Genomic DNA, 2,072 nt, shown 5'->3' with positions numbered 1-2,072 from the left:
TTTCCAGCCCCGGCGGCGACGGTCCCGGCCGGCAGCAACGTGGCGCAGACGGCCGCCGGCCCGTTCTGCCCGCAGGCCGCGCGGCCGAACCTTCCCACCAGCGCGCAGAGCGAGAACTGCCTGTACCTGAACGTCTTCACGCCGCAGTCGGCCATCGGCGCGCAGCCCCAGCGGCCGGTGCTGTTCTTCATCCACGGCGGCGCGTTCGTGGAGGGCAGCGGCTACCTGCCGCTGTACGACAGCGCCAAGGGCGCCACGGTGGGCAACCTGTACGACGGCTCGTACCTCGCGGCGGCGGGCGACATGGTGGTCGTCACCATCAACTACCGCCTGGGGGCGCTGGGCTTCCTGGCCCTCGACAACGCGGTGGAAAACCCCACCGTCGGGGGGCCGCTGCGGGGCAATTTCGGCATCCTGGACCAGCAGGCAGCGCTGGACTGGGTGCAGAAGTACATAGGCGCCTTCGGGGGCGATGCCACCCGGGTGACGGTCGCGGGCGAGAGCGCCGGGGCCATGTCGGCGGGGCTGCACCTGTTCTCGGCACCGGACAGCGCCACGCGCTTTCAGGCCGCCATCATGGAGAGCAACCCGGTGGGCTCGGTGTACCGCACGCCCGCGCAGGCGCAAGGCATAGGAAGCCTGTTCCGCGATGCCCTGTGCACCCAGGTGGGCGGGTGCCTCGCGGGCAAGCCCATCCTGCTGAAGGCCACGCCGGCGCAGATCGTCGCGGCCCAGGCGGGAAAGTTGTTCGGCACCCGGGGCAAGGCCGGCAACCCCAAGGCCCTCGCCGCCGCCGAACGCGAGGCCGCCACGCGCCCGCTGGTGGGGCTTCTGGCCCAGGCGTCGCCCCAGGTCAACGATGGCCTGCCCTGGTCGCCCACCGTGGACGGCAAAGTCATCGTGGGCCAGCCCCTGGCCGGCTACAACGCGGTGTCCGCCACGGCCTCGATGCCGCCCAAGCCCTTCGTCTTCGGCGTGAACCGCGACGAGGGCGCCGTCTTCGCCAACCTGGCCTTCCTGAAGCTGGGGGTGGGGCTCAATCCCGTGGTCTTCAACGAGGGGCTGGTGCCGAAGGTCTGGCCGAACGACGCCAAGACGATCCTGGGCTACAGCACCACGGTGCAGGGCCAACCGGTCTTCCCGTACCGCGCGCCCACCCGGCCCGCGCCGAGCTACATGAACGGCACGGCGGCGACGCTGTCCGGCGTGATCAACGACTTCGCGTTCCGCTGCGGCAACCTGGCCATGGCGAACCGGGCGGCCGCCCGCAACGCGCAGGCGAGCCCCGCGCTGCCGGCTTTCGGCTACCTGTTCGCCCAGCCGCCGCTGATCGACCTCTACAGCGCCGGCAAGCCGCCCACGGAAGTCGCGGCCTGCGCACCGGGCCAGGACGGCAACGTCTGCCACGGCAACGAACTGCCCTATGTGTTCAACACCCTGGGAACGGCCTACGCGGTGTACACCCGGGGCAGCCAGCCGCCGCCGCCCGCCGACCAGGCCCTGGCCCAGACCATGGCCGCCGCCTGGGCGAGCTTCGTGAACAGCCCCGCCAGCCCGGCGCCATGGACGCCGGTGGCCGCCAGCGGCGCGCAGCTGCCGACGGCCTGGACGCCCTATGCCGGCCTGTCCTCCTCGCTTTCGCAATGGAGCACCGCGGGCAGCCCCAGCAGCCTCCCGGCATCGTCCATCGATTCGGCGGCCCACTGCACCGCGCTGTGGAACACGGTGGCGCCCATCGGGGGGCAGTGACCGGGGTGGCATGGCGGCGCCGGGCCCCGGCGCCGCGCAAAAGGGGACGGGCAGGCGCGGGCCTTCGGTCCCCTTCGCGCTTTTGGCTTCAGCGCGAGAGCGCGTCGGCCGTGGCGGCGTCCACGCGGCCCGTGATCGGCAGGCCCTTCGATTTTTGGAAGTTGCGCAGCGCGGTGGCCGTGCGGGCGCCGGCAGCGCCATCGGGCGTGCCCACGTTGTAGCCCAGGGCGTTCAGGCGCTCCTGCGCCTCGCGCACCGACATGGCAGGGGCGCCGGCCGGGGCCCCTGCGGGCGCGGGAACGCCGGCACGGGTCTGCGACGGT

The 2,072-nt window shown here is 72.7% G+C and carries 2 protein-coding genes; one reads left to right on the top strand and one right to left on the bottom strand.

The window, feature by feature from the left end; translation table 11 throughout:
• Positions 1-1,749: carboxylesterase family protein (locus AC27KI_RS23515; RefSeq protein WP_487116137.1), on the top strand; the 1,749-nt coding region annotated here is incomplete at its 5' end.
• A gap of 88 nt (positions 1,750-1,837) precedes the next feature.
• On the opposite strand, the gene AC27KI_RS23510 is transcribed toward AC27KI_RS23515, so the two are convergent.
• Positions 1,838-2,072 (bottom strand): peptidoglycan-binding domain-containing protein (locus AC27KI_RS23510; RefSeq protein WP_487116135.1); only part of this gene is annotated, 235 nt, incomplete at its 5' end.

This window comes from Acidovorax sp. KPB24-03 (genome assembly GCF_057546605.1).
Note: the sequence above shows the minus strand (reverse complement) of the source record. Positions and strands in the feature narration are given on the sequence as shown.